Origin of the sequence: Moorena sp. SIO4E2 (assembly GCF_010671945.1) — a bacterium.
Classification (GTDB): Bacteria; Cyanobacteriota; Cyanobacteriia; order Cyanobacteriales; family Coleofasciculaceae; genus Moorena; species Moorena producens.
In genome coordinates, this window is record NZ_JAAHIE010000793.1 from 1 (window position 1) to 2,808 (window position 2,808).

Here is a 2,808-nt window from a genome sequence, read left to right on the forward strand (position 1 = left end):
GCTAGGACAATAATCTTGTTGATGCCCGTAGCGGTCAATTCATCCACCGCAGCTTGGATTTTAGCAGCTAAGGCGTCATAGTCTGTGGGATTTTCCGGGAATACCGTGACTCCATCAGAGGAAGAGATGGTAGGCAAAAGGGGTGTGCTTGCTCCCACAATACCAATTGGCTCACCATTGACGGTGATCACTCCAGTCCCCGCAACCTGTCCTGCCGGAATAGTACTGATTTCTTGACCGTTCGCCGTGATCAGGCTTGATAGGTTAGGGTCTGTGGTAAAATCCAGGTTGGAACTCAGATAGGGAAACAGCGCTCCACGGTAATCTCCATCTGGTTGAATGATATCCCGCACTTCCTTGCTGCCCAGATCGAAATCGTGATTGCCAAAGGTCGAAGCTTGGATACCCAGTTGATTGTGGATTTCGATATTAGCGTGACCAATACTAGCTTCTCCCACAGGGGTCTCGTTCAACCTAGGGTCGCTGCCCGCAAACAGGAACGGACTGGGAATGTAGTTGTCTCCAGAGGAGAGGACAACCGTGTTGGGGTAGTCCTCCTTCAGGGCATTCAGGACGGCGGAAAACCGAGGAGCATCTTCCAATGCGGCCAGTCCAGCCTCAAAATCTGAGGCATGGAGTAGTTGCAGAGTAAAAGGCTCTGTATCTGAGTCAACCACCTCTGGCTCAGGGTTACTGGTGCCTGTAGAGCCTATATCGGGAATGGGTCGATTCTGTTGTGCTATCACAAGGTAGGCAACGATGGCCAAAACTAGAGCGATCGCAACTGCCACCCCTATTTTCCAAATACGGTTCAAATTCATTTAATATACCTAATTTGTGCCTTGTTTACCCTATCAATTAATTGCCCTTTTTTGTGCGATAGGATGCCGAAGCAATACCAAACTTCGACATCCTATCTCTAATCCCTAGCTATTAAATTCAACAGTTACTTATCGAATAACTTCGTGAATTATTCTGTTCCAGAAGTCAAAATCACTGCCATCTTCGGGATTTTCAGGCAACGGAGCTATCTCAGATGTTACGTTAGATGGGGAGTACCAAATCGGAGAAGTATACACCCGTTCTTGTAGGGTTAAGGGAATTTCCTCAGCCATTTCTATCTGATAAAATACCTTGTCGTAGTCCGTCCAACGAGGAGTCGGAATTTCCAGCACCCGCGCGTAGTAAAATGCCTTTTGGGTAGGATCGAAGTCCGGGTCTGTCCAAACCTGAGCCAGCTCAACCGCACCAATGCTATTTGTCCACTCGGCTGTGTCGGTATTGACGGTACCGGTATCTTCCATCGGATCGTCCGTCTCACAGATAGCAGGATTGACCTCACAACCCACAAGGGGAAGCTTACCAGTTGTGTCATTAGGTACGCGATCGCCTGACCAGACCACATCGTAAACTTTCTCCTGGGTTTGGCCATTCTCCAGCCAGCCCTTGACAATTTGAATCCGATCAAGGTTCCCCCGAATCGGATCTTTCAATGCAGCTACTAAAAAGGTGGGAACTTTTCCTTCTGGCATACTGGTCAGATCGCTTCCCATAGGAACGCCTTTGGCATAGCCCACTTGTCCAGGGTTAAAACTCACATCTTCCGAGGTAAAATCCCAACCGCCAAAGAAGCGAACTATCATCCTTGGTCCGCTGGTGGCATAAACTTCCCGTCGTGCCATGGCATCAAACAGGGACTCGCGGGTATTGGCTTCAGCCCAAACTCCTACAAAGCCAGCTGCTCCATACTGCCATCCGAACCGGTTCACCTCAGGATTCTCCGGAACACAGTTGCCATCTTGATCCTTAGTAAAACAACTTGTCTTTGAGACGTGTTCTGCCCGTTCGGGGCTAGGGGTATAAATGGGAAACTTGCCCATAAAGCTATTTTCTTCCACCCCGGAAATCCCAATATGGGAATCCGTGGAACCTACCAGACCAAATTTGAAGGGATTAGCTCCCAAGTCTTCTTCAAACTTCAATCCATTCTTGAGGGCAGCACGGGCATACTCATGCTCGTACATATCAGGTGTTTCCGGAGCGGTCAGGTCTAGATTACCATTATCCCAACCTGCAATTTCAAAACTAGCAAATTCATCATCAGGAGACAAAAAAGGATGAGTCTCCCCCGCTCCTTTAATTTGGATAACTTCATAGAGTGGCTCCCACAGTTGTCGCTGCTCGGCATAACTGTGGTTTAGGGGCATACCGCGAGCATCGGTGTCGGCAAACATCTTTCCGTTGCTCAGGTTGCCATTGTGGGGTATGGCCAGCACATCACCACCCGTTGTGTCTTCATAGTTCTGCATCCACGCCCAGAGAAGTTCTGGGTCTGTGCCATCTGCTGTAGTTTTAGGGAGCAACTGTTTTGCTTTGTCGCCATTGTCACGGAAGATGACATTCCGGTGGAGGTTGTCCCCTGCATCTAGGGAAGTCCACTCATACCCAATCACTGCTGTAAATTTGTGGGGGTCGTTGAACTCTTCTGCCCAATCGACTTCATTATCCCAAGCTGCACCGAACTCCTCTGGGCTTTGGAGCATACAGGCTGGAATGGTACCTTGAGCAAAGGCCGAGGTAATCTCGTTCTGTGCGTTGGCTGCAGCATCACCGCCTTCTTCGATCGCTTCATGCCAATCATCTATCTGCTGCTGATCGTCACCGCAATCTTGTGGGGGGTAATCGACAAACTGTTGGAAGGAGCCCAACTGGTCGGTGTGATCGGTTACCACCAAGAAATCTAAGGGACGAGACAACTGGACTGGTTGCCCACCATCGGTTGTCACTTCCTCTCCTCGGGCAAATCGG

The 2,808-nt window shown here is 49.5% G+C and carries 2 protein-coding genes; both read right to left on the minus strand.

Annotated elements, in window-relative coordinates; translation table 11 throughout:
• A partial coding sequence (locus F6K37_RS37270; protein WP_502887810.1) for a metallophosphoesterase family protein occupies positions 1–821 on the minus strand: 821 nt, incomplete at its 3' end.
• A 129-nt stretch (positions 822–950) separates the two neighbouring features.
• Positions 951–2,808 (minus strand): DUF3604 domain-containing protein (locus F6K37_RS37275; RefSeq protein ID WP_287256036.1); only part of this gene is annotated, 1,858 nt, incomplete at its 5' end.